This window comes from Rubrimonas cliftonensis (genome assembly GCF_900107585.1).
GTDB classification, from domain to species: Bacteria; Pseudomonadota; Alphaproteobacteria; order Rhodobacterales; family Rhodobacteraceae; genus Rubrimonas; species Rubrimonas cliftonensis.
The window spans coordinates 67,360-88,628 of sequence record NZ_FNQM01000001.1; the positions used below are offsets into that span (position 1 = coordinate 67,360).

General features: G+C 72.2%; 26 protein-coding genes. 22 read left to right on the forward strand and 4 right to left on the reverse strand.

All coding sequences use genetic code 11. The features are described from left to right. Positions 1–3: 3 nt before the first annotated feature. From BLW43_RS00285 to BLW43_RS00295, 3 genes are read left to right on the forward strand one after another with little or no spacing between them, the layout of a single operon-like run. Positions 4–891 (forward strand): TatD family hydrolase, encoded by an 888-nt coding sequence (locus tag BLW43_RS00285; protein ID WP_093247498.1) that lies wholly within the window; start codon positions 4–6, stop codon positions 889–891. Then, entirely contained in the window at positions 891–1,703 is an 813-nt protein-coding gene (locus BLW43_RS00290; protein WP_093247499.1) for an MBL fold metallo-hydrolase, read from the forward strand. Before BLW43_RS00285 ends, BLW43_RS00290 begins: the two co-directional genes overlap by 1 nt. Further along, positions 1,700–2,653 (forward strand): AEC family transporter, encoded by a 954-nt coding sequence (locus tag BLW43_RS00295; RefSeq protein WP_093247500.1) that lies wholly within the window; start codon positions 1,700–1,702, stop codon positions 2,651–2,653. The genes BLW43_RS00290 and BLW43_RS00295 overlap by 4 nt, the downstream gene beginning before the upstream one ends. Before the next feature lie 4 nt (positions 2,654–2,657). On the opposite strand, the gene BLW43_RS00300 is transcribed toward BLW43_RS00295, so the two are convergent. The 3 genes from BLW43_RS00300 to rnd all read right to left on the reverse strand — a co-directional run bounded on the left by BLW43_RS00300 (position 2,658) and on the right by rnd (position 4,767). Next, on the reverse strand, positions 2,658–3,071 hold the full coding sequence (locus BLW43_RS00300; protein WP_093247501.1) for a response regulator: 414 nt from the start codon (positions 3,069–3,071) through the stop codon (positions 2,658–2,660). Positions 3,072–3,187: 116 nt separating this feature from the next. Next, the gene (locus BLW43_RS00305) at positions 3,188–3,391 is read right to left on the reverse strand and encodes a hypothetical protein (protein ID WP_093247502.1); all 204 of its coding nucleotides are present in this window, start codon (positions 3,389–3,391) and stop codon (positions 3,188–3,190) included. Positions 3,392–3,576: 185 nt separating this feature from the next. Continuing rightward, entirely contained in the window at positions 3,577–4,767 is a 1,191-nt protein-coding gene (rnd, locus tag BLW43_RS00310) for a ribonuclease D (RefSeq protein ID WP_093247503.1), read from the reverse strand. A gap of 103 nt (positions 4,768–4,870) precedes the next feature. Between rnd and BLW43_RS00315 the strand changes: the two genes are divergently transcribed. The 10 genes from BLW43_RS00315 (at position 4,871) to ubiG (ending at position 15,287) form a co-directional block, all read left to right on the forward strand. Next, positions 4,871–5,497, forward strand: coding sequence for a ParA family protein (locus BLW43_RS00315; protein WP_093247504.1), 627 nt, complete (start codon positions 4,871–4,873; stop codon positions 5,495–5,497). A gap of 57 nt (positions 5,498–5,554) precedes the next feature. Then, a complete protein-coding gene (locus BLW43_RS24545; protein WP_093247505.1) occupies positions 5,555–6,190 on the forward strand; it encodes a YiaD family glycine zipper/OmpA-like lipoprotein in 636 nt (211 codons plus the stop codon). Between the two features lie 101 nt (positions 6,191–6,291). Then, positions 6,292–6,969, forward strand: a complete 678-nt coding sequence (locus BLW43_RS00325; RefSeq protein WP_093247506.1) for a CPBP family intramembrane glutamic endopeptidase — start codon at positions 6,292–6,294, stop codon at positions 6,967–6,969. An 86-nt stretch (positions 6,970–7,055) separates the two neighbouring features. Further along, positions 7,056–8,837 carry an aspartate--tRNA ligase gene (gene aspS / locus BLW43_RS00330; protein WP_093247507.1) on the forward strand — a complete coding sequence of 594 codons (1,782 nt, stop codon included), beginning with the start codon at positions 7,056–7,058 and terminating at the stop codon, positions 8,835–8,837. 101 nt (positions 8,838–8,938) lie between these two features. Further along, positions 8,939–10,180 (forward strand): hypothetical protein, encoded by a 1,242-nt coding sequence (locus BLW43_RS00335; RefSeq protein WP_093247508.1) that lies wholly within the window; start codon positions 8,939–8,941, stop codon positions 10,178–10,180. 107 nt (positions 10,181–10,287) lie between these two features. After that, a complete protein-coding gene (locus BLW43_RS00340; RefSeq protein WP_093247509.1) occupies positions 10,288–10,992 on the forward strand; it encodes a GNAT family N-acetyltransferase in 705 nt (234 codons plus the stop codon). Continuing rightward, on the forward strand, positions 10,992–11,414 hold the full coding sequence (locus tag BLW43_RS00345) for a very short patch repair endonuclease (protein WP_093247510.1): 423 nt from the start codon (positions 10,992–10,994) through the stop codon (positions 11,412–11,414). Before BLW43_RS00340 ends, BLW43_RS00345 begins: the two co-directional genes overlap by 1 nt. Before the next feature lie 142 nt (positions 11,415–11,556). Then, complete coding sequence (locus BLW43_RS00350; protein ID WP_093248111.1) at positions 11,557–13,710, forward strand: malate synthase G; 2,154 nt, start codon at positions 11,557–11,559, stop codon at positions 13,708–13,710. A 52-nt stretch (positions 13,711–13,762) separates the two neighbouring features. After that, positions 13,763–14,584 (forward strand): methyltransferase family protein, encoded by an 822-nt coding sequence (locus tag BLW43_RS00355; RefSeq protein WP_425441157.1) that lies wholly within the window; start codon positions 13,763–13,765, stop codon positions 14,582–14,584. Then, positions 14,559–15,287 (forward strand): bifunctional 2-polyprenyl-6-hydroxyphenol methylase/3-demethylubiquinol 3-O-methyltransferase UbiG, encoded by a 729-nt coding sequence (gene ubiG, locus BLW43_RS00360; protein WP_093247511.1) that lies wholly within the window; start codon positions 14,559–14,561, stop codon positions 15,285–15,287. The genes BLW43_RS00355 and ubiG overlap by 26 nt, the downstream gene beginning before the upstream one ends. A gap of 4 nt (positions 15,288–15,291) precedes the next feature. Here ubiG and BLW43_RS23305 read toward each other — a convergent pair whose 3' ends face one another. After that, positions 15,292–15,450: a hypothetical protein gene (locus BLW43_RS23305; RefSeq protein WP_175478690.1), complete on the reverse strand. Its 159-nt coding sequence runs from the start codon at positions 15,448–15,450 to the stop codon at positions 15,292–15,294. 174 nt (positions 15,451–15,624) lie between these two features. Between BLW43_RS23305 and ffh the strand changes: the two genes are divergently transcribed. The 9 genes from ffh (at position 15,625) to rplS (ending at position 21,214) form a co-directional block, all read left to right on the forward strand. Then, a complete protein-coding gene (gene ffh, locus BLW43_RS00365) occupies positions 15,625–17,112 on the forward strand; it encodes a signal recognition particle protein (RefSeq protein WP_093247512.1) in 1,488 nt (495 codons plus the stop codon). After that, entirely contained in the window at positions 17,109–17,639 is a 531-nt protein-coding gene (locus tag BLW43_RS00370; protein WP_093247513.1) for a GNAT family N-acetyltransferase, read from the forward strand. The genes ffh and BLW43_RS00370 overlap by 4 nt, the downstream gene beginning before the upstream one ends. Continuing rightward, complete coding sequence (locus BLW43_RS00375) at positions 17,636–18,175, forward strand: GNAT family N-acetyltransferase (protein WP_093247514.1); 540 nt, start codon at positions 17,636–17,638, stop codon at positions 18,173–18,175. Before BLW43_RS00370 ends, BLW43_RS00375 begins: the two co-directional genes overlap by 4 nt. Continuing rightward, on the forward strand, positions 18,172–18,468 hold the full coding sequence (locus BLW43_RS00380; protein ID WP_093247515.1) for a chorismate mutase: 297 nt from the start codon (positions 18,172–18,174) through the stop codon (positions 18,466–18,468). The genes BLW43_RS00375 and BLW43_RS00380 overlap by 4 nt, the downstream gene beginning before the upstream one ends. Positions 18,469–18,480: 12 nt before the next feature. Next, a complete protein-coding gene (gene rpsP, locus BLW43_RS00385) occupies positions 18,481–18,891 on the forward strand; it encodes a 30S ribosomal protein S16 (protein WP_175478691.1) in 411 nt (136 codons plus the stop codon). A gap of 37 nt (positions 18,892–18,928) precedes the next feature. Beyond that, positions 18,929–19,498, forward strand: coding sequence for a ribosome maturation factor RimM (rimM, locus tag BLW43_RS00390; protein WP_093247516.1), 570 nt, complete (start codon positions 18,929–18,931; stop codon positions 19,496–19,498). After that, positions 19,495–19,962, forward strand: coding sequence for a GNAT family N-acetyltransferase (locus BLW43_RS00395; protein ID WP_093247517.1), 468 nt, complete (start codon positions 19,495–19,497; stop codon positions 19,960–19,962). The genes rimM and BLW43_RS00395 overlap by 4 nt, the downstream gene beginning before the upstream one ends. Positions 19,963–20,027: 65 nt before the next feature. After that, a complete protein-coding gene (trmD, locus tag BLW43_RS00400; RefSeq protein WP_093248115.1) occupies positions 20,028–20,825 on the forward strand; it encodes a tRNA (guanosine(37)-N1)-methyltransferase TrmD in 798 nt (265 codons plus the stop codon). After that, the gene (rplS, locus tag BLW43_RS00405; RefSeq protein ID WP_093247518.1) at positions 20,822–21,214 is read left to right on the forward strand and encodes a 50S ribosomal protein L19; all 393 of its coding nucleotides are present in this window, start codon (positions 20,822–20,824) and stop codon (positions 21,212–21,214) included. The genes trmD and rplS overlap by 4 nt, the downstream gene beginning before the upstream one ends. Positions 21,215–21,269 lie beyond the last annotated feature (55 nt).

Below are 21,269 nucleotides of genomic sequence, written 5' to 3' on the forward strand. Positions count from 1 at the left end.
GCCATGCCGCCCGCCAAGCCGTCCGCGCCGCCCCCGACAGGGCTGCCTCTCCGTGCCGGGGGGGCGCCGGGCGGCGGGACTTCGGGCGAGGCGGCGCCGCCCGCCATCGTCGACAGCCACTGCCACCTCGATTTTCCCGAACTGGCGGGAGAGCTCGACGCCGTGATCGCCCGCGCCCGCGCCGCGGGCGTGACGCGCATGGTGACGATCGCGACGAAGCTCGCCGCCGTTCCCGGCGCGAGGGCCATCGCGGAGGCGCATGAGGGCGTGTTCTTCGCCGCCGGCGTGCATCCGATGAACGTGGCCGACCATCCGCCGGTCGCGCCCGAGGACATCGAGGCGCTCGCCGCGCATCCGCGCATGGTCGGCGTCGGCGAGACCGGGCTCGACTACCACTACACGTCCGAGACCGCCGCCGTGCAGCAGGCGTCGCTGCGCGTCCACATCGAGGCTGCGCGGCGCACCGGTCTGCCGCTCATCATCCACGCCCGCGCCGCCGACGACGACATGGCGCGCATCCTGAGCGAGGAGCACGCGGCGGGGCCGTATTCCTGCGTCATGCACTGCTTTTCTTCGGGCGAGGCGCTGGGGCGCGCGGCGCTCGACCTCGGCTTCTACCTCTCGATGTCCGGCATCGCCGCGTTCCCGAAATCCGGCCCGCTGCGCGAGATCTTCGCCGCCGCGCCGCTGGAGCGCATTCTGGTGGAGACCGACGCGCCCTATCTCGCGCCGCCGCCCCATCGCGGCAGGCGCTGCGAGCCCGCGCACGCGGCCCTGACGGCGCGGGTGGGGGCGGAGACGTTCGGCGTGGACTACGCCGCCTTCGCCGCCGCCACCTCGGCCAATTTCGACCGGCTGTTCGGCAAGGCCGCCATGGCGCAGGCCGCCTGATGGCGGAGTTGCGCGTGACCATTCTCGGCTGCGGCTCGTCGGGCGGCGTGCCGCGGCTGGGCGGGCGCTGGGGCGCCTGCGACCCGACCAACCCGAAGAACCGCCGCCGCCGCTGCTCGATCCTCGTGGAGCGCTTCGCGGAGGCCGCCGCCGAGGGCGCCGAGCCGACGCGGGTGCTCGTGGACGCCGGCCCCGACATGCGCGCGCAGCTGCTGGATGCGGGGGTGGGGCGGCTGGACGGGGTGCTCTTCACCCACGACCACGCCGACCACTGCCACGGCCTCGACGACCTGCGCCAGATCGTCTTCAACCGCCGCGCCATCCTGCCCTGCTGGGCGCCGCCGGCCTCCGCCGAGATCCTGCTGACGCGCTTCGGCTATGTGTTTGAGTCGCCGCCCGGCAGCCTCTATCCGCCGATCCTTGCGATGAACCTGATCGAGGGTCCGATCTGCGTCGACGGGCCGGGCGGGGCGCTGGAGGTTCTGCCCTTCGCCACGCCGCACGGCGCCATCGAGGCGCTCGGCTTCCGCTTCGGCCCCGTCGCCTATCTGCCGGACGCCTCGGCGATGAGCGAGGCGGCCTGGGCGGCGGTGCAGGGGCTCGACTGCTGGATCGTGGACGCCCTGCGCTACGAGCCGCACAGCAGCCATTCCCACCTGGCGCAGACGCTGGATTGGATCGAGCGCGCCGCGCCGCGCCGCGCGGTCATCACCAACATGCACATCGACCTCGACCATGACCGCGTCGCCGCCGAGACGCCGGCCCATGTCGCGCCCGCCCATGACGGGATGACGCTGGCGTTCGCGCTGTGACCGGCCCCTATGGCGGGGCGCTCTCGGTTCTCGAGGTCGTCGCGCCCGTCTTCCTGCTGGTCGCCGCCGGCTATGTCCTGGCGCGGACGAAGGTGGTGAGCGCGGAGGCGGTCGATGGCGTGATGGCCTTCGCGGTGCGCTTCGCCGTGCCGCTGCTGCTGTTCGGCGCGATCTATCGGCTGGACCTCGCCTCGGCCTTCGACCTCGAGCTGCTGGCGAGCTTCTATCTCGGGGCGCTGATCTGCTTCGCGCTGGCCATACTGCTGGCGCGGAAGGTGTGGGGCAGGCGGCCGGGGGAGGCGGTGGCGATCGGCTTCTGCGCGCTGTTCTCCAACAGCCTGCTGCTGGGCCTGCCGATCATGACGCGGGCCTATGGCGAGGGGGCGCTGGCGCCGAACTTCGCGATCATCTCGGTCCACGCGCCGTTCTGCTATCTCGTCGGCATCGTGGTGATGGAGTTCTCGCGGCGCGACGGCGCGGGGCTCGTCGCCACCGTGACGCGCGCCTCCAAGGCGATGTTCTCGAATGCGCTGACCATCGGGCTCGCGGCGGGCTTCGCGCTCAATCTCGGCGAGGTGGCAGTGCCCGCCTTCGCCATGACGGCGGTGGACATGGCGGCGACGGCGGCGCTGCCTGCGGCGCTGTTCGGCCTCGGCGGCGCGCTGACGCGCTATTCGCTGCGCGCCGACATCGGCGTGGCGACGATGACGGCGGCGATCTCGCTCGTCGTGCACCCGGCGCTGGCGCTGGGGCTGGGGGCCTTCGTGTTCGATCTGCCGGAGGGTTCGCTGCGCGCCGCCGTGGTGACGGCGGCGATGCCGACCGGGCTCAACGGCTATCTGTTCGCCGCGATGTACGCGCGGGCGCAGGGCGCGGCGGCGAGCGTCGTCCTGCTCGGCACGGCCGCATCGGTCGTCACGATCACGCTGTGGCTGCTGGCGCTGGGCTGAGGCCTCACGCCGCCTGCGAGCCCTTGCCCGCCTTCCGGACGAGTGATTCGAGCGCCTCGGCGAACGCCGTGAACGTCGCCGGCTTGACGAGATGCGCGTCCATGCCCGCGTCTAGGCAGTCGTCGCGGGCGTCTTCGTCGGTATCCGCGGTCAGCGCCATGATCGGGGTGCGCGGCCGTCCATTCTGGGCCTCCATCGCGCGGATCTTCCTCGCAGCCTCGACGCCGTCCATCACCGGCATCTGGAGGTCCATGATCACGACGTCGAAAGCCTGCCGGGCGAAGGCGCGCACGGCCGCCGTGCCGCTCCCCACCACCGTCGCCCGCGCTCCGAGCTTTCCGAGATAGGCATGAAAGATCATCTGGTTGGTCGGGTTGTCCTCCGCCAGAAGAACCTCGCGCAGCTTCGTTTCCATCATTACCCGCTCCCCACGCGCACCAGCGCGGCGAGGGTAGGCCGAAAAGCTGACCACGGGATGAACGGGGCGGTCGCGTCACCGCGTGCGGCCCGTCGCGCAGGCCGCAGGGCGGCGGATCAGGCCTTCATCCCGCGGGCGCCGGCGGGGCCGCATTTCCAGTGCGCGACGCGCCAGCCGGGTCGTCCTGCGCGCCACTGCGCGAGCACGCCCTGGGCCCCTATGGCGCAGGCCATGGGCGTGACGTCGGTGAAGGAAAGCGCCCGCTCCTCGCACTGGTGCGGCGAGAGGGCGAGGCAGACGATGAACACGAGCTCGGTCATGCGTGGCTCCCAACTGGGGACGCTGGCGGGCCGATGGCGCCGCCAGCGCGTACTGTGAACCCGTAAAACTTGACCGATCGAGACCGAAGAAGCTGTGTCAACCGTCACTGAAAGGACCGCTACTCCTCATATGGCGCAAAATTAGGCAAAATTCATGGTATATTGCACCGCAACATAGTTACCGATCAGGCGATCTCGACGATCCTGACGCCCGAATCAGTGGCCGACAGCGCGATCTCGCCGCGCTTCAGGCGCAGTGCGTCCTCCCCGAACACCGCGCGCCGCCAGCCGCTCAGCGCGGGGATGTCGGGGCTCTCCAGCGCCGCGAGCGCGTCGAGGTCGGCGGAGGAGGCGACGAGCTTCTGCGCGACGTCCATCGCGTCGCATTTCGCCTTCAGCAGCACCTTGAGCAGCTCGACCAGACCGCCGGCGCCGGGGGGCGGCTGCGGCTTGTCCTCCTCGGGCGCGACGAGGTCATGGCGCGGCGCGGCTTCGGCGGCGGCGATCACGGAGAGAATCGCCTCCAGCGTCGCGGGCTTGCGCCCCTCGCGCTGCAGCAGCCGCGAGGAGCCCAGTTCGTCGAGCGTCCGGGGGCGGCTGGACGCGATCTCCAGCAGCGCGTCGTCCTTCAGGACGCGGGAGCGCGGCACGTCGCGGGCCTGCGCCTCGCGCTCGCGCCATGCCGCCAGCGCCTGCGCGGCGGTCAGGAACTTCGGATTGTTCGAACGGGTGCGCAGGCGCCGCCACGCGGTCTCGGGGTCGTTCTCGTAGGTGGCGGGGTCGGTCAGCACGGCCATCTCCTCCGCCACCCAGGCCCCGCGCCCGGTCGCCTTGAGCTGCCCGGAGAGCTTCTCGTAGATCACCCGCAGATGCGTCACGTCGCCCAGCGCGTAGACCACCTGCTTCTCGCTCAGCGGGCGGCGCATCCAGTCGGTGAAGCGCGACGACTTGTCGAGGCCTTGCCGGGCGATCTTGCGCACCAGCGTCTCGTAGCCGACCTGGTCGCCGTATCCGCAGACCATCGCCGCCACCTGGGTGTCGAACATCGGCGCCGGCACGACGCCGGCGAGATTGTGGAAGATCTCCACGTCCTGCCGCGAGGCGTGGAAGACCTTCACGACGTCGGGGTTCGCCATCAGCGCGAACAGCGGCGACAGGTCGAGATCGCCCTCGACGGGGTCGATCGCCACGGCGGCGCCGGGGTCGGCGGTCGGCGCGCGGCCCATGTCGGCGCCGGGCCGCGCGAGCTGCACGAGGCACAGCTGCGGCCAGTAGGTGCGCTCGCGCATGAACTCGGTGTCCACTGCGACGTAGGGGTGCTCGGCGAATTCGGCGCAGACGGCGTCCAGCGACGCCTGATCGGTGATGAGGCTCATGAAAGGGGTTCTAGCGCACGTTCGAGCAAAGTTGCCACTGGTTCCGAACGCGGCCTAGTGTGCGCCTCGGAAACGCCCCGCTCGGGGGCGCGCGGGAGGGGCCATGCGCGCGATCCTGATCGCCAACGCCAAGGGCGGCGTCGGCAAGACCACTACGGCCGTCACGCTGGCCTCGGCGCTCGCCAGGGGAGGCGGCCGCGTGGCGCTGGCCGACGCCGACCGCCAGCGCAGCGCCCTGCGCTGGCTGCGCGCCCGACCGCCGGAGGCCGCGGCCGTCGAGGCGCTGGACTGGTCGAAGCCCAGGGAGATCGGCGAGACGCCCAAGGGGCTCGACTGGCTGGTGATCGACGCGCCCGGCGCTCTGAAGGGCGAGAAGGCCGAGAAGCTCGCCGCGGAGGCCCACATCGTCGTCACCCCGGTTGCGCCGTCGGCCTTCGACATGCGCGCCACCGCGCGGTTTCTCGACGATCTCGAAGAGGTGAAGCGCATCCGCAAGGGCAAGGCCGACGTGCTCGTGTTCGCCAACCGCGTGCGTCGGGGCAGGGCGCTGGACGCGCTGGAGCGGTTCTTTCAGGAGCGCGGGCGCGCGCTGGCCGCGCGTGTCGGGGACCGCGCCGCCTATGTCGATCTTGCCGCACTTGGGCTTTCGGTCTTCGATCGCGATCTGAAGGCGCTGGAGCCGCTGCGCGCGGACTGGGCGCCGCTTCTGGCGCGGCTGCGCGCGGCGTGATCTGTGGCGAACGGGCCGGCGGCGCCGGCCTTCCGGTCTTGTCGAAGGAGTAACGCGATGCTGAAACCCGTTGCGGCGCTCACCGCGCTCGCCCTCCTCGCCGGCTGCGCCGGAGAGCCGACGGCCTCGGGCAACCAGGTGCCGATCGGCGCCGCCGCCGGCGCGGCCCTCGGCGCCGCCGCCGGCCTGCTGGTCGGCGGCAACGACCGCCGCAACGCGCTCGTCGGCGCCGGCGTCGGCCTGCTCGCCGGCGCCGCCGTGGGCGACTACCTGCGCCGGCAGGAGCAGCAGCTCAACGAGGATCTCGCCGGCACCGGCGCGACGGTGGTCAACACCGGCGATGCGCTGCTGGTGACGCTGCCCGACGCCGTGACCTTCGCGGTGGACAGCTCGACGGTGCAGCCGCAGTTCATGGGGCCGCTCACCGACATGGCGCAGACCCTGCGCTCGGACCCCCGCAGCGTGATCGACGTCATGGGCCACACCGACAGCACCGGCTCCGACGCCTACAATCAGGCGCTCAGCGAGCGGCGCGCGCAGTCGGTCGCGCAGGTGCTGGCCAGCCGTGGCGTCAACCGGGACCGGCTCGTGGCCTACGGCTTCGGCGAGACCCAGCCGATCGCCAGCAACGAGACGGTCGAGGGCCGCCAGGCCAACCGCCGCGTCGAGATCCGCATCACCCCGCTCACCTGACGGCGGGCGGGGCGGCCCCGGCTGCTGTCGGGGCCGCGCGCGGCGGCGTCGGCGCGGCGGTCGGGCTTGCCCTGGCGGCGCGGACGCGCATCTCACCGGCCATGACGGACGCCGCACTCCCACCCGACCGCGCCGACGGCCCCCCCCGCTCGCGCCTCTGGCTCGAATTCGCCGCGCTGTTCTTCGCCGTGCCGCTGGCGATGTGGTTCTGGTTCGGCGCCTACAGCCTGTTCGGCGTGCTGTGGCTGCTTACGCTGGTCGCGCTGGGCCTGCTGGCGCTGACGCCGGACTTCTCGTGGCGCGCGCTGCTGCGGCTCGGCGGGCGGCGCGACTGGCTGATCGCGCTCGGCTTCACTGTGGTCACGGCGCTGGTCTGTCTCGTCGCGGTGCTGGCGCTGCGCCCGTGGGCGCTGCTCTCCATGCCGATGGACCGCACCGGCCTGTGGCTGATGATCCTGACGCTCTACCCGCCGCTGTCGGCGCTGCCGCAGGAGATCATCTACCGAACGCTGTTCTTCGAGCGCTACCGGCGCCTGTTCCCCGATGCGCGCGTCGCGGTGCTGGCGAACGGCGCGGCCTTCGGGCTGGGGCACCTGTTCTTCATGCACCCGCTGACCATCGCGATGACGGCCTGCGGCGGCGCCGTGATCGGCTGGGCCTATCTCCGCTCGGGCTCGACGCTGCTCGCGGTGGCCATGCATTCGGCGGCGGGGCTGATCGTGTTCACCATGGGTCTTGGCGTCTATTTCTACTCGGGCGCGGTGGGCCGGGGGTTCTGAGGGCTGACCGCCGGCCAGCCGCCTTGCGAGCGCAGGGCCGAGGCGGTAAGCCCGCCGCGCAAGCCAGCCGCCTCCGGAGAGCCCCCATGCACGCCTACCGCTCCCACCACTGCGCCGCCCTGCGCGCGGACGACGCCGGCGCGACCGTGCGCCTCTCCGGCTGGGTGCACCGCGTGCGCGACCATGGCGGCGTGCTGTTCATCGACCTGCGCGACCATTACGGCGTCACGCAGGTGATCGCCGACAGCGACAGCCCCGCCTTCGCCGCGCTGGAGGCCGTGCGGGCGGAGTGGGTGATCCGCATCGACGGCGACGTCAAGGCGCGCGACCCCTCGCTCGTCAACCCGAAGCTGCCCACCGGCGAGATCGAGGTCTACGCCCGCGGCCTCGAAGTGCTCTCCAAGGCGGAGGAGCTGCCGCTGCCGGTGTTCGGCGAGCCCGACTATCCCGAGGACGTGCGCCTGAAGTACCGCTTCCTCGACCTGCGGCGCGAGACGCTGCACGCCAACATCATGCTGCGCTCCAAGGTCATCTCCTCCTTGCGCCGACGCATGACCGACCAGGGCTTCATGGAGTTCCAGACGCCGATCCTCACCGCCTCCTCCCCCGAGGGCGCGCGCGACTTCCTCGTGCCGAGCCGCCTGCACCCCGGCAAGGTCTACGCGCTGCCGCAGGCGCCGCAGCAGTTCAAGCAGCTGATCATGGTGGCGGGCTTCGACCGCTACTTCCAGATCGCGCCCTGTTTCCGCGACGAAGACCCCCGCGCCGACCGCGCGCCGGGCGAGTTCTACCAGCTCGACGTCGAGATGAGCTTCGTCGAGCAGGAGGACGTCTTTCAGGCCATCGAGCCCGTCATGCGCGGCGTCTTCGAGGAGTTCGGCGGCGGCAAGCCGGTGACGCAGAAGTTCCCCCGCATCCCCTACGCGGAGGCGATGCTGAAATACGGCTCCGACAAGCCCGACCTGCGCAACCCCATCGAGATGCAGGTCGTCTCGGAGCATTTCGCCGGCAGCGGCTTCAAGATTTTTGCCGGCATCGTCGAGAAGGGCGGCGAGGTCCGCGCCATCCCCGCGCCGGGCGGCGGCTCGCGAAAATTCTGCGACCGCATGAACGACTGGGCGCAGGGCGAGGGCCTGCCGGGCATGGGCTACATCTTCTGGCGGGAGGAAGGCGGCGTGCTGGAAGGCGCTGGCCCGCTCGCCAAGAACATCGGCCCCGAGCGCACCGAGGCGCTGCGCGTCCAGCTTGCTCTGAAGGCCGGCGACGCCGCGTTCTTCCTTGCCGGCGACCCGCGCAAGTTCGTGGCGACCGCCGGCAAGGCGCGCAACGTCGTGTGGTCCGAGCTTGGTCATTTCGGCGGCATGAAGGACACTTTCGCCTTCGCCTGGATCGTCGACTTCCCGATGTACGAGCGCGACGAAGAGACCGGCGCGCTCGACTTCAGCCACAACCCCTTCTCCATGCCGCAGGGCGGGCTTGAGGCGCTGAACGAGGCCGACCCGCTCGCCGTCACCGGCTTCCAGTACGACATCGTCTGCAACGGGCTGGAGCTGAGCAGCGGCGCCATCCGCAACCACAAGCCCGAGATCATGTATCGCGCCTTCGAGATCGTCGGGAAGGACCGCGCCTTCGTCGACGAGAATTTCGGCGGCATGATCAACGCCTTCAGGTTCGGCGCGCCGCCCCATGGCGGCATCGCGCCGGGGGTGGACCGCATCGTGATGCTGCTGGCTGACGTCGACAACCTCCGTGAGGTCATCATGTTCCCGATGAACCAGCGCGCCGAGGACCTGCTGATGGGCGCGCCCTCCGCGCCCACCAACGCGCAGCTGCGCGAACTCGGCCTGCGCTTCATCCCGAAGGACTGAGTTCCGGACGAGGGACTTCATTCGGGCGACGCGCGCCGCGGGGCGCGCGCCGGCCGCTTCCCTGCGCTAGGCTGACGCCACGTCAGTCGAGGGAGGCCGTCATGGGTCTGGGCGCTCTGGTCGATGTCGCCGTGAGCATTCTCGCGGTGATGGTGCTGTTCACGCTGGCCGCCACGGCGATCAACGAGGCGATCGGCGACAACCTGCTCCGGCTGCGCGCGCGCACGCTGGAGCAGGGGTTGCGGGCGCTGCTGGAGCACCGTCACCTCAAGGCGCTCGCCGCGCGCTACCGCCGCGAGGGCGCCACCGGCGTCGCCGAGGACGCGCCGGTGGCGGAGGGCGAGCGCGAGGCGATCCTGAGATGGGCGACGGGGAAGTTTTACGACGACCCCGACATCCGCGCCCTGATGCGCGGCGGCCGCAAACCCTCCGCCATCGAGCCGCGCCGCTACGCGCTGACCGTGCTGAACCTGATCGAACGGCGCGACGAACTCGAGAAGGCGGCGGCCGCCCAGATCGAGAAGCATCGCGCCGACACGCTCGCCGCGATCCGCGAGACGGCGGACGCGCTCGGCGCCGGCGGCCATGGGGCGGCGCTCGCCGCGCACGCCGACCGGGCCTTCGCCGCGACGCTCGGCGCGGTGGGCGACGCCGCCTCCGAGCTCGACCGGGCCGTGGCGGCGCTGGAGAAGGAGTTCGACGAGACGATGGACCGTGTGTCCGGCTGGTATCTGCGCAAGGTGCGGCTGATGAGCTTCTGCATCGGCCTCGTGCTGGCCGTGGGCGCCAACGTCGACTTCCTGCGCTACGCCGACCGGCTGCTGACCGAGGCCGCCCTGCGCGACCGCGCGGCCTCGATGGCGACGCTGCTCGCCGACGACGAGATGCTGCAGGCCTATTCGGCGGCGCTGCGCGAGGAACGCGCGGCGCGCGCGCAGGGCGGCGGCGTGGTGCAGGGCGCCGGCGACGCCCCGACCCGCGCCGGCGCCGGCGCCGGCGCCATACCGGCCATCGGCGGCGCCGGCGCCGCGGACGAGGCGCTCGACGCCGAAATCGGCCGCCGCGTCGGCGCGCTGATGGACGGTCTCGGCGGGTTGGAGATCCAGGTCGGGTGGGACTGCCTGTCCCACGAGGTCGACGCGCCGATCCTCACGACGCTCGGCTGCGGCGACGGCGCCGGCTTCGCCGCGCCCTCGGTCTCGGAGGTGATCGGCTGGTTCCTCGTCGCCTTCGGCGTGACGCTGGGCGCGCAGTTCTGGTTCGACCTGCTGAAGCGCATCGCGGCGCTGCGCACCAGCGGCGTCGTCACTCCGCCGGCTGAGCGTCGCGCCCAGATCGACTGAGCGCGCGCCGAGCAGGCGAAGGCAGCCGCGCCCGGACCTGCGGCGCCCGGACCTGCCGCAATGCCTGTCCGCTTGACCGGGCGGCCGCGGCGCGCGACGAGTGCGGCATGACCGCCGCACCCGATCTCGCCGACTGGCGCGACCCGCCGCCGCCGCCCCGCGCGCCGATCGACGGGCGCTGGGCCCGGCTTGAGCCGCTGGACCCCGCCGCGCACGCCCCCGCGCTGCACGCCGCCAACAGCGCGTCGGACGCGATGTGGAGATGGCTGCCCTACGGGCCGTTTCCCGACGGCGCCGCCTATCGGGAGTGGGCGGCATGGGCGGCGGCGCAGGACGACCCGCTGTTCTTCACCGTGATCGACCGCGCCGACGGCCTGCCGAAGGGCGTCGCGACCTTCATGCGCATCACGCCCGCCCATGGCGTGATCGAACTCGGCCACATCGCCTTCTCGCCGTCGCTACAACGCACGCGCGTCGGGACGGAGGCGCTGGCGAGCATCATGCGGCGGGCGTTCGGGCTCGGCTATCGCCGCTTCGAGTGGAAATGCGACGCCGGCAACGCGCCCTCGCGGCGTCTCGCCCAGCGGCTGGGGCTGAGCTTCGAGGGCGTCTTTCGCAGCCACATGATCGTCAAGGGGCGCAATCGCGACACCGCCTGGTTCGCCGCGACCGACGCCGACTTCCCCGCCATCGACGCCGCGCTGACCCGCTGGCTCGACCCGGCGAACTTCGACGCGGCGGGGCGCCAGCGCGAAAGCCTCTCGGACCTCACGCGCCCGCTGCGCCTGGCCTCGGACGCCTTCGCCCCCTGATGGCGCGCGTTCCGGCAGCGCCCGCGCCGCTGACCCGCGGGCAGGTGATGGCCCGCGTGAAGGCGCGCGACACCGCGCCGGAGCGCGAGGTCCGCAGGCTGCTGCGCGCCGAGGGCCTCGTCGGCTACCGGCTCGACCGGCGCGACCTGCCGGGGCGCCCCGACGTCGCCTTCATCGGGCGCAGGCGGGCGATCTTCGTCCATGGCTGCTTCTGGCACGGCCATGACTGCCCCCGGGGCGCGCGCGCGCCCAAGGCCAACGCGGATTACTGGGCCGCCAAGATCGCCCGCAACCGCGCCCGCGACGCGGCGGCGCTCGCCGCGCTGGAGGCGATGGGCTGGCGGACGCTCGTCGTCTGGGAATGCGCCCTGCGCGACCCCGGGCTGCAGGCGCGCCTCAAGACCTTCGTCCGCGCGACGTGAAGGCGCCGCCGCGCTTGGCCGCCGTCGCCGCGCTTGGCCGCCGTCGCCGCGCTTGGCCGCCGTCGCCGCGCTTGGATCGCCCGCCGGCCTGCTCTATTGGCTGGGCCGCGTGCGATCCGAGGACTTGAAGCGGGGGTTTGCCATGGCTGAGAGCTACGTCGAGCGGGCAGGGCTGAAGGTGGCCGAAGGCCTCGCGGCATTTCTGGAGGGCGAGGCGCTGCCGGGAACCGGCGTCGCGCCGGAGGCGTTCTGGAGCGGCTTCGCCGGGCTCCTGCGCGACCTGACCCCGCGCAACCGCGCGCTGCTGGCCACCCGCGCCGAGATGCAGCGGCGGATCGACGCCTGGCACGTCCAGCGCCGCAACCAGCCCCACGACCATGAGGCCTACAAGGCGTTCCTCGCTGAGATCGGCTATCTCGTGCCCGAAGGCGAGGACTTCGCCATCGAGACCGCTGGCGTCGACCCCGAGATCGCGACCGTGCCGGGACCGCAGCTCGTCGTGCCTATCACCAACGCGCGCTATGCGCTGAACGCCGCCAACGCGCGCTGGGGCAGCCTCTACGACGCGCTCTACGGCACCGACGCGATGGGGGCGCCGCCGTCCGGCGACGGCTACGACCGCGGCCGCGGCGCGCGCGTCGTCGCGCGGGCGCGCGTGTTCCTCGACGAGGCGTTCCCCATCGAGGGCGCCAGCCATGCCGACGTGCGCCGCTACCACGTCCGCGGCGGCGCGCTGCTCGCCGACGACATGCCGCTCGTCCAGCCGGAGAAGTTCATCGGCCACCGTGGCCATCCCCGTGCGCCCGAGGCGGTGCTGCTGCGCAACAACGGGCTGCATGTCGAACTCGTGTTCGACCGCACCCACCAGGTCGGCGCGCGCGACCAGGCCGGGCTCGCGGTTGTTCGGCTTGAGAGCACGATCTCGGCGATCATGGACTGCGAGGATTCGGTCGCCTGCGTCGACGCGGCCGACAAGGTCGCCGCCTACCGCAACTGGCTCGGCCTGATGAAGGGCGACCTGACGACCAGCTTCCGCAAGGGCGGCGAGACGCTGACGCGGGCGCTGGCCCCCGATCCGGCCTATGCCGGGCCGGACGGCGCGCCCGTCACGGTCAAGGGCCGCGCGCTGATGCTCGTGCGCAATGTCGGCCACCTGATGACGAACCCGGCGATCCTCGACGCGAACGGCGACGAGGTGTTCGAGGGCCTGATGGACGCGATGGCGACGACGCTCATCGCGATGCACGACCTCAACAAGACCGAAGGGCCGCGCAACGCCGTCGCCGGCTCGGTCTATGTCGTCAAGCCGAAGATGCATGGGCCCGACGAGGTCGCCTTCGCCGTCGAGACCTTCGATCGCGTCGAGGACGTGCTGTCGCTGCCGCGCGATACGGTGAAGCTCGGCATCATGGACGAGGAGCGCCGCACCTCGGTGAACCTCAAGGCGTGCATCCGGGCCGCGAAGCGCCGCGTCGCCTTCATCAACACCGGCTTTCTCGACCGCACCGGCGACGAGATCCATACCTCGATGGAGGCCGGGCCCTTCAGCCGCAAGGATTTCATCAAGCGCAAGGGCTGGATCGGCGCCTATGAGAATCGCAACGTGGACATAGGGCTGGAGTGCGGTCTTTCCGGCCGCGCGCAGATCGGCAAGGGCATGTGGGCGATGCCCGACCGCATGGCCGCGATGCTCGACCAGAAGATCGAGCACCCGCGCGCCGGCGCCAACTGCGCCTGGGTGCCGAGCCCGACCGCCGCCACCCTGCACGCGCTGCACTACCACCGCGTCGACGTCTTCGCCGTGCAGAAGGCGCTGCTGAAGGGCGGCCGCCGCGCCCATGTCGACGGCGTCCTCGACATCCCGCTCGCGAGCTTCCGCAAATGGCGCGAGGAGCAGATCATTCGCGAGGTCGAGAACAACGCCCAGGGCATCCTCGGCTACGTCGTGCGCTGGATCGATCAGGGGGTCGGCTGCTCCAAGGTGCCCGACATCAACGACGTCGGCCTGATGGAGGACCGTGCGACCTGCCGCATCTCCGCCCAGCACATCGCCAACTGGCTGCACCACGGCGTCGTCAGCCCCGAGCAGGTGCGCTCGGTCATGGAGCGCATGGCCGAGGTCGTCGACCGCCAGAACGCCGGCGACCCCGCCTATCGCCAGATGGCGCCGGATTTCGACGGCCCCGCCTTCCACGCCGCCTGCGACCTCGTGTTCAAGGGCCGCGAGCAGCCCTCCGGCTACACCGAGCCGCTGCTCCACGCGTGGCGTCTGAAAGCCAAGGCCGCCGCTGCCTGAGCGGGCCGCGCGCCGCCTTGCCTTTCGGCGGGCGGCGCTACCTCGCCACGGCATGACGACGCCGACGCGCATTCCGCTGGACCCGATGATCTACCTCCGCGCGCTGGGCCGCCGCCCGCGCGGGGAGGTCGCGCTGGCGCTGGTGTGGGGCGGGTTGACCCATACCGCCTTCGCCGCCGGAGTGCTGGCGATGATCCTGGCGATGTGGTTCGGGATGAGCCGCTCGCTCGGGCCCTTCGAAGGCTGGGCGGCGGTCGCGGCCAACGCGCTGCTGCTGGCGCAGTTCCCGCTGGTCCATTCGGCGCTGCTGACGCCGAGCGGCCAGCGCGTGCTGGCGCGGCTCGCGCCGGCCCATGGCCGCACGCTCGCGACGACGACCTACGCCCTTGTCGCGTCGGCGCAGCTTCTCGTCCTTTTCGCCTTCTGGAGCCCGTCCGGAGAGGTCTGGCGTCAGCCCGAAGGCTTCGCGCTGTGGCTGCACGGCGCGCTCTACGGCCTGTCGTGGCTGCTGTTGCTCAAGGCGTCCTTCGACGCCGGCGCCGAGGTTCAGAGCGGCTTTCTCGGCTGGTCGTCGCTGCTGCGCGGCGCGAAGCCGCTGTTTCCCGACATGCCGGAGGGCGGGCTGTTCCGGATCACCCGCCAGCCGATCTATGTCAGCTTCGCCCTGACGCTCTGGACGGCGCCGGTATGGACGCCTGACCAGCTTGCGCTGGCGCTGGCCTACACCGGCTATTGCGTGCTGGGGCCGCTCCACAAGGAGCGTCGCTTCGCGCGCCTCTACGGCGCGCGTTTCGAGACCTACCGGGCGCGCGTCCCCTTCTGGCTGCCGATGCCGAGGAGGCTTCCCGATGCGGGACGGCGAAAGACCCCGTAACGACCTCGCCATCTACGACGCCGTCGCAGGGGACTGGTGGGGCGGGAGCGTCCCCTGGCTGCGCGTGCTGCGCAGCATGGTTCCGGGCAGGCTGAGGTTCTTCGACCCGCTGGTGGCGGCGAACCTCGGCGGGTGGCGCGGGCGCGAGACGCTCGATCTCGGCTGCGCCGGCGGCTTCATGGCCGAGGCGCTGGCGCGGCGCGGCGCGCGCGTCACCGGCATCGACCCCGCGGCCCGCGCCGTCGCCGCCGCCGGGGCCCATGCCGCGCGCGAGGGTCTCGACATCCGCTATGACGTCGGGGTGGGGGAGGCGCTGCCCTACGACGACGCGAGTTTCGACGTCGTGGTGTGCGTCGACGTTCTTGAGCATGTCGCCGACCTCGCCGCCGTCATGGCCGAGACGGCGCGGGTGCTGCGGCCCGACGGCCTGTTTCTCTTCGACACGATCAACCGCAACCGGCTGGCGCGCTTCGCGGTGGTGACGGTGGCTGAGAACATCCTCGGCCTGCTGCCGAAGGGCACGCACGACCCCGAGATGTTCATCAGGCCGGACGAATTGCGCGACGCTCTCACGGGCGCGGGGCTGACGCCCGGGCGCTTCACCGGCCTCGGGCCGAGGGGCGTCACGCCGCGGGGCGAACTGTCGTTCGGCCCGCTGCCGCTGATGACGGCGCTCTACATGGGGTCGGCGCGCAAGGGCTGACCGGTCAGAGGAATTCCCAGGACGGGCGCTCGTGCTCGCGGAGCGCGCCCGGCGCATGGACGGGGGCTTCCGGCGCATAGGCAGGCGTACCCGCGACCACGGCGACGCCCAGCGCCGCCAACGCGAGCGCCGCGAGCCGGATGGCGCGTGCGCGCCCCGACATGGGCGACAGGTGGCGCCGCCGCCGCGCGCGTCGAGCCTGCGCTTGACATCCCGGCCCCGCGCAGGCATCAGCCGCGCATCATGGAAGCGTCATGCTTCCGGTCCCCGTTGGGGATCGCCCCCGGTCAGCGCGTCGCGCCCGCCGGGGCCGTGGCCGTTTTGGAGGTGGGTCGCCATGTTCGAGAGCCTGTCAGAGCGCCTTTCAGGCGTCTTCGACAAGCTGACCAAGCAGGGCGCGCTGACGGAGGCCGACGTCTCCACGGCGCTGCGCGAGGTGCGCGTGGCGCTGCTGGACGCCGACGTCGCCCTGCCGGTCGCGCGGGGCTTCATCGACCGCGTCCGCGAGAAGGCCACCGGCGCGGCGGTCGTGAAGTCGGTCACGCCCGGCCAGATGGTGGTCAAGATCGTCCATGACGAGCTGATCGCGACGCTCGCCGGAGACGGTCAGGGGCAGGGCCTGAAGGTCGACAGCCCGCCGGCGCCGGTGCTGATGGTCGGCCTGCAGGGCTCGGGCAAGACCACCACCACCGCCAAGCTCGCCAAGCGGCTGAAGGAGCGCGACGGCAAGCGCGTGCTGATGGCCTCGCTCGACACCCGCCGCCCCGCAGCCATGGAGCAGCTCGCCGTGCTCGGCCGCCAGTGCGGCGTCGACACGCTGCCGATCGTGCCGGGGCAGGACGCGGTCGCCATCGCGAAGCGCGCGCGCCAGCAGGCGATGCTGGGCGGCTACGATGTCGTGATGCTCGACACCGCCGGCCGCATGCATGTCGATGACGAGCTGATGGCCGAGGTCGCCGCCGTGCGCGACGCGACCCAGCCGCACGAGACGCTGCTGGTGGTGGACAGCCTCACCGGTCAGGACGCGGTGAACGTCGCGCAGAACTTCAACGAGCGCGTCGGCGTCTCGGGCGTGGTGCTGACGCGGATGGACGGCGACGGCCGCGGCGGCGCGGCGCTGTCGATGCGCGCCGTGACGGGCCGCCCCATCAAGTTCGTCGGCACCGGCGAGAAGCTCGACGGGCTGGAGGAGTTCCACCCCGAGCGCGTCGCCGGCCGCATCCTCGGCATGGGCGACATCGTCTCGCTCGTGGAGAAGGCACAGGAGCAGATCGAGGCCGCCGAGGCCGAGCGCATGATGAAGCGGTTCCAGAAGGGCCGCTTCGACATGAACGACCTGCGCAGCCAGCTGGAGCAGATGCAGAAGCTCGGCGGCATGCAGGGCGTGATGGGCATGATGCCCGGCATGGGCAAGATGCAGAAGCAGCTCGAGGAGAGCGGCTTCGACGACCGCGTGGTGAAGCGCCAGATCGCCATCATCCAGTCGATGACCAAGAAGGAGCGCGCCAACCCCGACCTGATGCAGGCCAGCCGCAAGAAGCGCGTGGCCGCTGGCGCGGGGATGGAGGTGCAGGACGTCAACCGTCTTCTCAAGATGCACCGCCAGATGGCTGACATGATGAAGAAGATGGGCAAGATGGGCAAGAAGGGCCTGATGCGCGGCGGGCTCGGCGCGCTGCTCGGCGGCAGGGGCGGGGCGCCCGCAATGCCCGGCGGCGCCGGCCCCGCGCAGCTTCCGCCGCCGGGCTTCCCCGGCATGGGCGGCGGCGCGGGCGGCCTGCCGCCGATGCCCGGCGGCCTCTCCGGCTTCGGCAAGAAGAAATGACGCCGGCGCTCGACATTCCCGTGCTGGAGACGGAGCGCCTGCGCCTGCGCGCGCCCTGCGCGGCCGATGCGGCGGCTTTCGAGGCGTTCTTCACGTCCGGACGGTCGAAGTTCGTCGGCGGCCCGGTCGAGCCGGGGCGTCCCTGGCGCATCCTCGCCGCGCATGTCGGGCAGTGGGCGCTGAACGGGTTCGGGATGTGGGTCGTGACGGCGCGGGGCGACGACGCCGCGCTCGGCCTCGTCGGCTGCTGGGCCCCCGGCGACTGGCCGGAGCCCGAGCTCGGCTGGCAGATGTTCGAAGGCGCCGAGGGGCGCGGCTTCGCCTTCGAGGCGGCGCAGGCCGCGCGCCGCTGCGCCTATGGCAGATTCGGCTGGACCACCGCCGTCAGCTACATCGACCCCGACAACGCCCGCTCGCGCCGCCTCGCCGACCGGCTCGGCTGCGTGGTCGAGCCCGACGCGCCGACGCCGCGGGGCGAGCCCCTGCTGGTCTATCGCCACCCCGCGCCGGAGGCGCTGGCGCCATGACCGAGCCCGACATCCCCGTGATCCGCACGGAAAGACTGACGCTGCGGGCGCCGAAGATCAGCGACTTCGAGGCTTACGCCGCTTTCCGCGCCTCCGAGCGCACCGCCCATGTCGGCGGGCCGATGGACCGCGAGACCGCCTTCGACAGCTTCAGCGCGCTCATCGGCCACTGGTCGCTGCGGGGCTTCGGCCGCTGGATCGTCGCCGACAGCCGGAGCGACGCGCCGCTCGGCTATGTCGGTCCGTACTTCCCGGAGGACTGGCCCGAGCCCGAGATCGCCTGGACCGTCTTCGCCGGGGCCGAGGGCCGCGGCGTGGCGTTCGAGGCGGCGCAGGCCGCGCGCGCCTACGCCTACGGGACGCTCGGCTGGACCACTGCGATCAGCCTCACCACGCCCGGAAACGCCCGCTCCATGGCGCTGGCGCAGCGCATGGGCTGCGTGCGTGAAGGAGAGTTCGCGCACCAGTCGATGGGCCCCCTGCTGGTCTGGCGTCACCCCGGCCCGGACGCGCCGAACCCGGAGACCCCGCTATGACCGACGCCGAGACCCGGGCCCGCGCCGTGCTGGGCGAACTGCGCCGCTCGATCGACAACCTCGACGCCATCCTCGTCCACACCCTGGCCGAGCGGTTCCGCTGCACGCAGGAGGTCGGCAAGCTGAAGGCTGCCCATGACCTGCCGCCGGCCGACCCGGCGCGCGAGACCGCGCAGGTCGAACGCCTGCGCAGCATGGCGCATGAGGCCGGGCTCGACCCCGAGTTCGCCGAGAAGTTCCTCAATTTCATCATTCAGGAAGTCATCCGCCACCACGAGCGGATCAGAAGCTAGGAGACTGCCGACATGGCCATGAAGATCCGCCTCGCCCGCGCGGGCGCGAAGAAGCGCCCCTACTACCACATCGTCGCCGCCGACAGCCGGATGCCGCGCGACGGCCGCTTCAAGGAGCGTCTGGGCACCTACAACCCGCTGCTGCCCAAGGATAGCGAGGACCGCGTGAAGCTCGACATGGAGCGCGTGCAGCACTGGCTCTCGCAGGGCGCCCAGCCGACCGACCGCGTCTCGCGCTGGCTGGAGAACGCGGGCGTGATCGCGAAGAAGGAGCGCGCCAACCTCAAGAAGGCGGCGCCGGGCGACAAGATGACCAAGCGCGCCGAGGAGCGGGCCAAGAAGGCCGCCGCCGCCGCCGAGGCCGCCGCCGCGCCCGCAGAGACGCCGGCGGAGGCGCCCGCCGAGGAAGCCGCCGCGGAGTGATGCGCGGCGCGCGGGCGGGGTCGGCGGAGGCCGCGGCATGGCGGACAAGGGGCATTCGGGCGAGGCGCGCGTCTGCGTCGCCGCCATCGCCGGCGCGTTCGGCGTGCGCGGCGAGGCGCGGCTGAAGTCGTTCACCGCCGAGCCTACCGCCTTCGCGGGCTATGGTCCGCTGGAGAGCGAGGACGGCGCCCGGCGCTTCGAGGTGCGGCTCTCGCGCCCCGTGACCGGCGGCTTCGCCGCGCGGTTGACGGGCGTCGCCACCCGCGAGGACGCCGAGGCGCTGAAGGGCGTCAGGCTCTACGCGCCGCGAGACCGGCTGCCACCGCTGGAGGACGACGAGTTCTATCACGCCGATCTGATCGGCATGGCGGTGGCCGACACCGGAGGCGCGCCGCTCGGCGTGGTGCGGGCGGTGCAGAACTACGGCGCCGGCGACTTCCTCGAGATCGAGACGCCGGAGCGCCGCACCCTGACTCTGCCCTTCACGCGCGCCGCCGCGCCGACGGTGGACCTCGCGGGCCGGCGCATCGTCGCCGACCCGCCCGAGGAAGTCGTCGCGCCCGAGTTCGGCCGCGAAGGCGAGGGACGCGAAGGCGGGGGCGCATGAAGCGCCTGCGCCCCTATCGCGCCGGGGACGCGGCGGCGCTCTGCGCGCTCTACCGGCGCTCGGTGGAGACGCTCGGACCGCGCGCCTACACGGCCCGGCAGGTCGCCGCCTGGGCCTCGCTGACGCCGGCGGCGGCGGATTTCGACGGCTGGATGGCGGACGGCCGCGCGCGCGTGGTGGCGGAGGCCGGCGACGCGCCGCTCGGCTTCTGCGACGTCGAGCGCGACGGCCATATCGCCATGCTCTACTGCGCGCCCGAGGCCGCCGGGCGCGGCGTAGGCGGGGCCCTCTGCGACGCCGGGGTGGGCTACGCGCGCGGCTTCGGCGCCGGCGTGGTCTACACCGAGGCGAGCGAGCTTGCGCGGCCGGTCTTCGCCGCGCGCGGCTTCGCGGCGACGGCGCGGCGGCAGATGACCGTGGCGGGCGTCGCGATCCACAACTACGCCATGGAGCGCCCGGCGTGAGCGCGCCGCCGCGCCTGTCTCACGGCCGCCTCGCGGTGCGCCCGTCGCTGAAGCCGCGCGCGCTGATGGACGATCCGCCGGAAGTGGCGACCGCATGGGCCGCGACGGTGCTGACGATCTTCCCCGGCCTCTTTCCCGGTCCGCTGGCCGAAAGCCTCACTGGGCAGGCGCTGGCGAAGGGGCTCTGGCGGCTCGACGCGCTGGACATCCGGGCCTTTGCGCGCGATAAGCACCGCTCCGTGGACGGCCCTCCCGCAGGGGGTGGGCCGGGCATGGTGATGCGGCCGGACGTGGTCTCCGCGGCGATCGACTCCGCGTGGGATGGCGTGCGGCCGATCCTGTATTTGTCGCCGCGCGGCCGCCCGTTCACCCAGGCGCGCGCGGCGGAACTGGCGCGGGGCAAGGGAGCGATCCTGCTCTGCGGTCGGTTCGAGGGGGTCGACCAGCGCGTGCTCGACGGGCGGGCGGTCGAGGAGGTTTCGGTCGGCGACTTCGTCATGACCGGGGGCGAAATCCCCGCCATGGCGCTGATCGACGGCGTGGTGCGGCTGCTGCCGGGGGTTCTCGGCAACGCCGCGTCGGTGGAGGAAGAGAGTTTCGCGGGCGGGCTTCTCGAAGCCCCCTGCTATACGAGGCCCCCGGAATGGGAGGGTCGTGCGACGCCGGAGGTGCTTCTTTCCGGCCATCACGCCCGCATCGCCGATTGGCGCAAAGCCCAGGCCGAGGCCGTCACCAAGGAACGTCGTCCCGATCTCTGGCGGGCGCATGTCGCGAGACCTGCGGACCCGGATGAGGCCCGAGAGCTCTCGGACGCGCAAACGTTCGCCGGAACAGGCGGCCCGATGAAGGAACACGACCAATGAACCTGCTGCAGCAGATCGCCGCCGAGCACGTCAAGGAGCTCGGCAAGGACATTCCCGACTTCGCCGCCGGCGACACGGTGCGCGTCGGCGTGCGCGTCGTCGAGGGCACCCGCACCCGCGTGCAGAACTACGAGGGCGTCGTGATCGGCCGCAAGGGCGGCGGCATCGACGCCGCCTTCACCGTGCGCAAGATCAGCTTCGGCGAGGGCGTGGAGCGCGTGTTCCCGCTGCACTCGCCGTCGATCGAGAAGATCGAGGTGGTGCGCCGCGGCAAGGTCCGCCGCGCGAAGCTCTACTACCTGCGCGCGCGCCGCGGCAAATCGGCCCGCATCGTCGAGAAGACCAACTACCGCGCGCCCAAGACCGAGGCGGCGCCCGCCGCCGAGTGAGGCGCGGCGCCAAGTTGCGCGCATCAGGGGCGGCTTCGGCCGCCCTTTTTCGTAT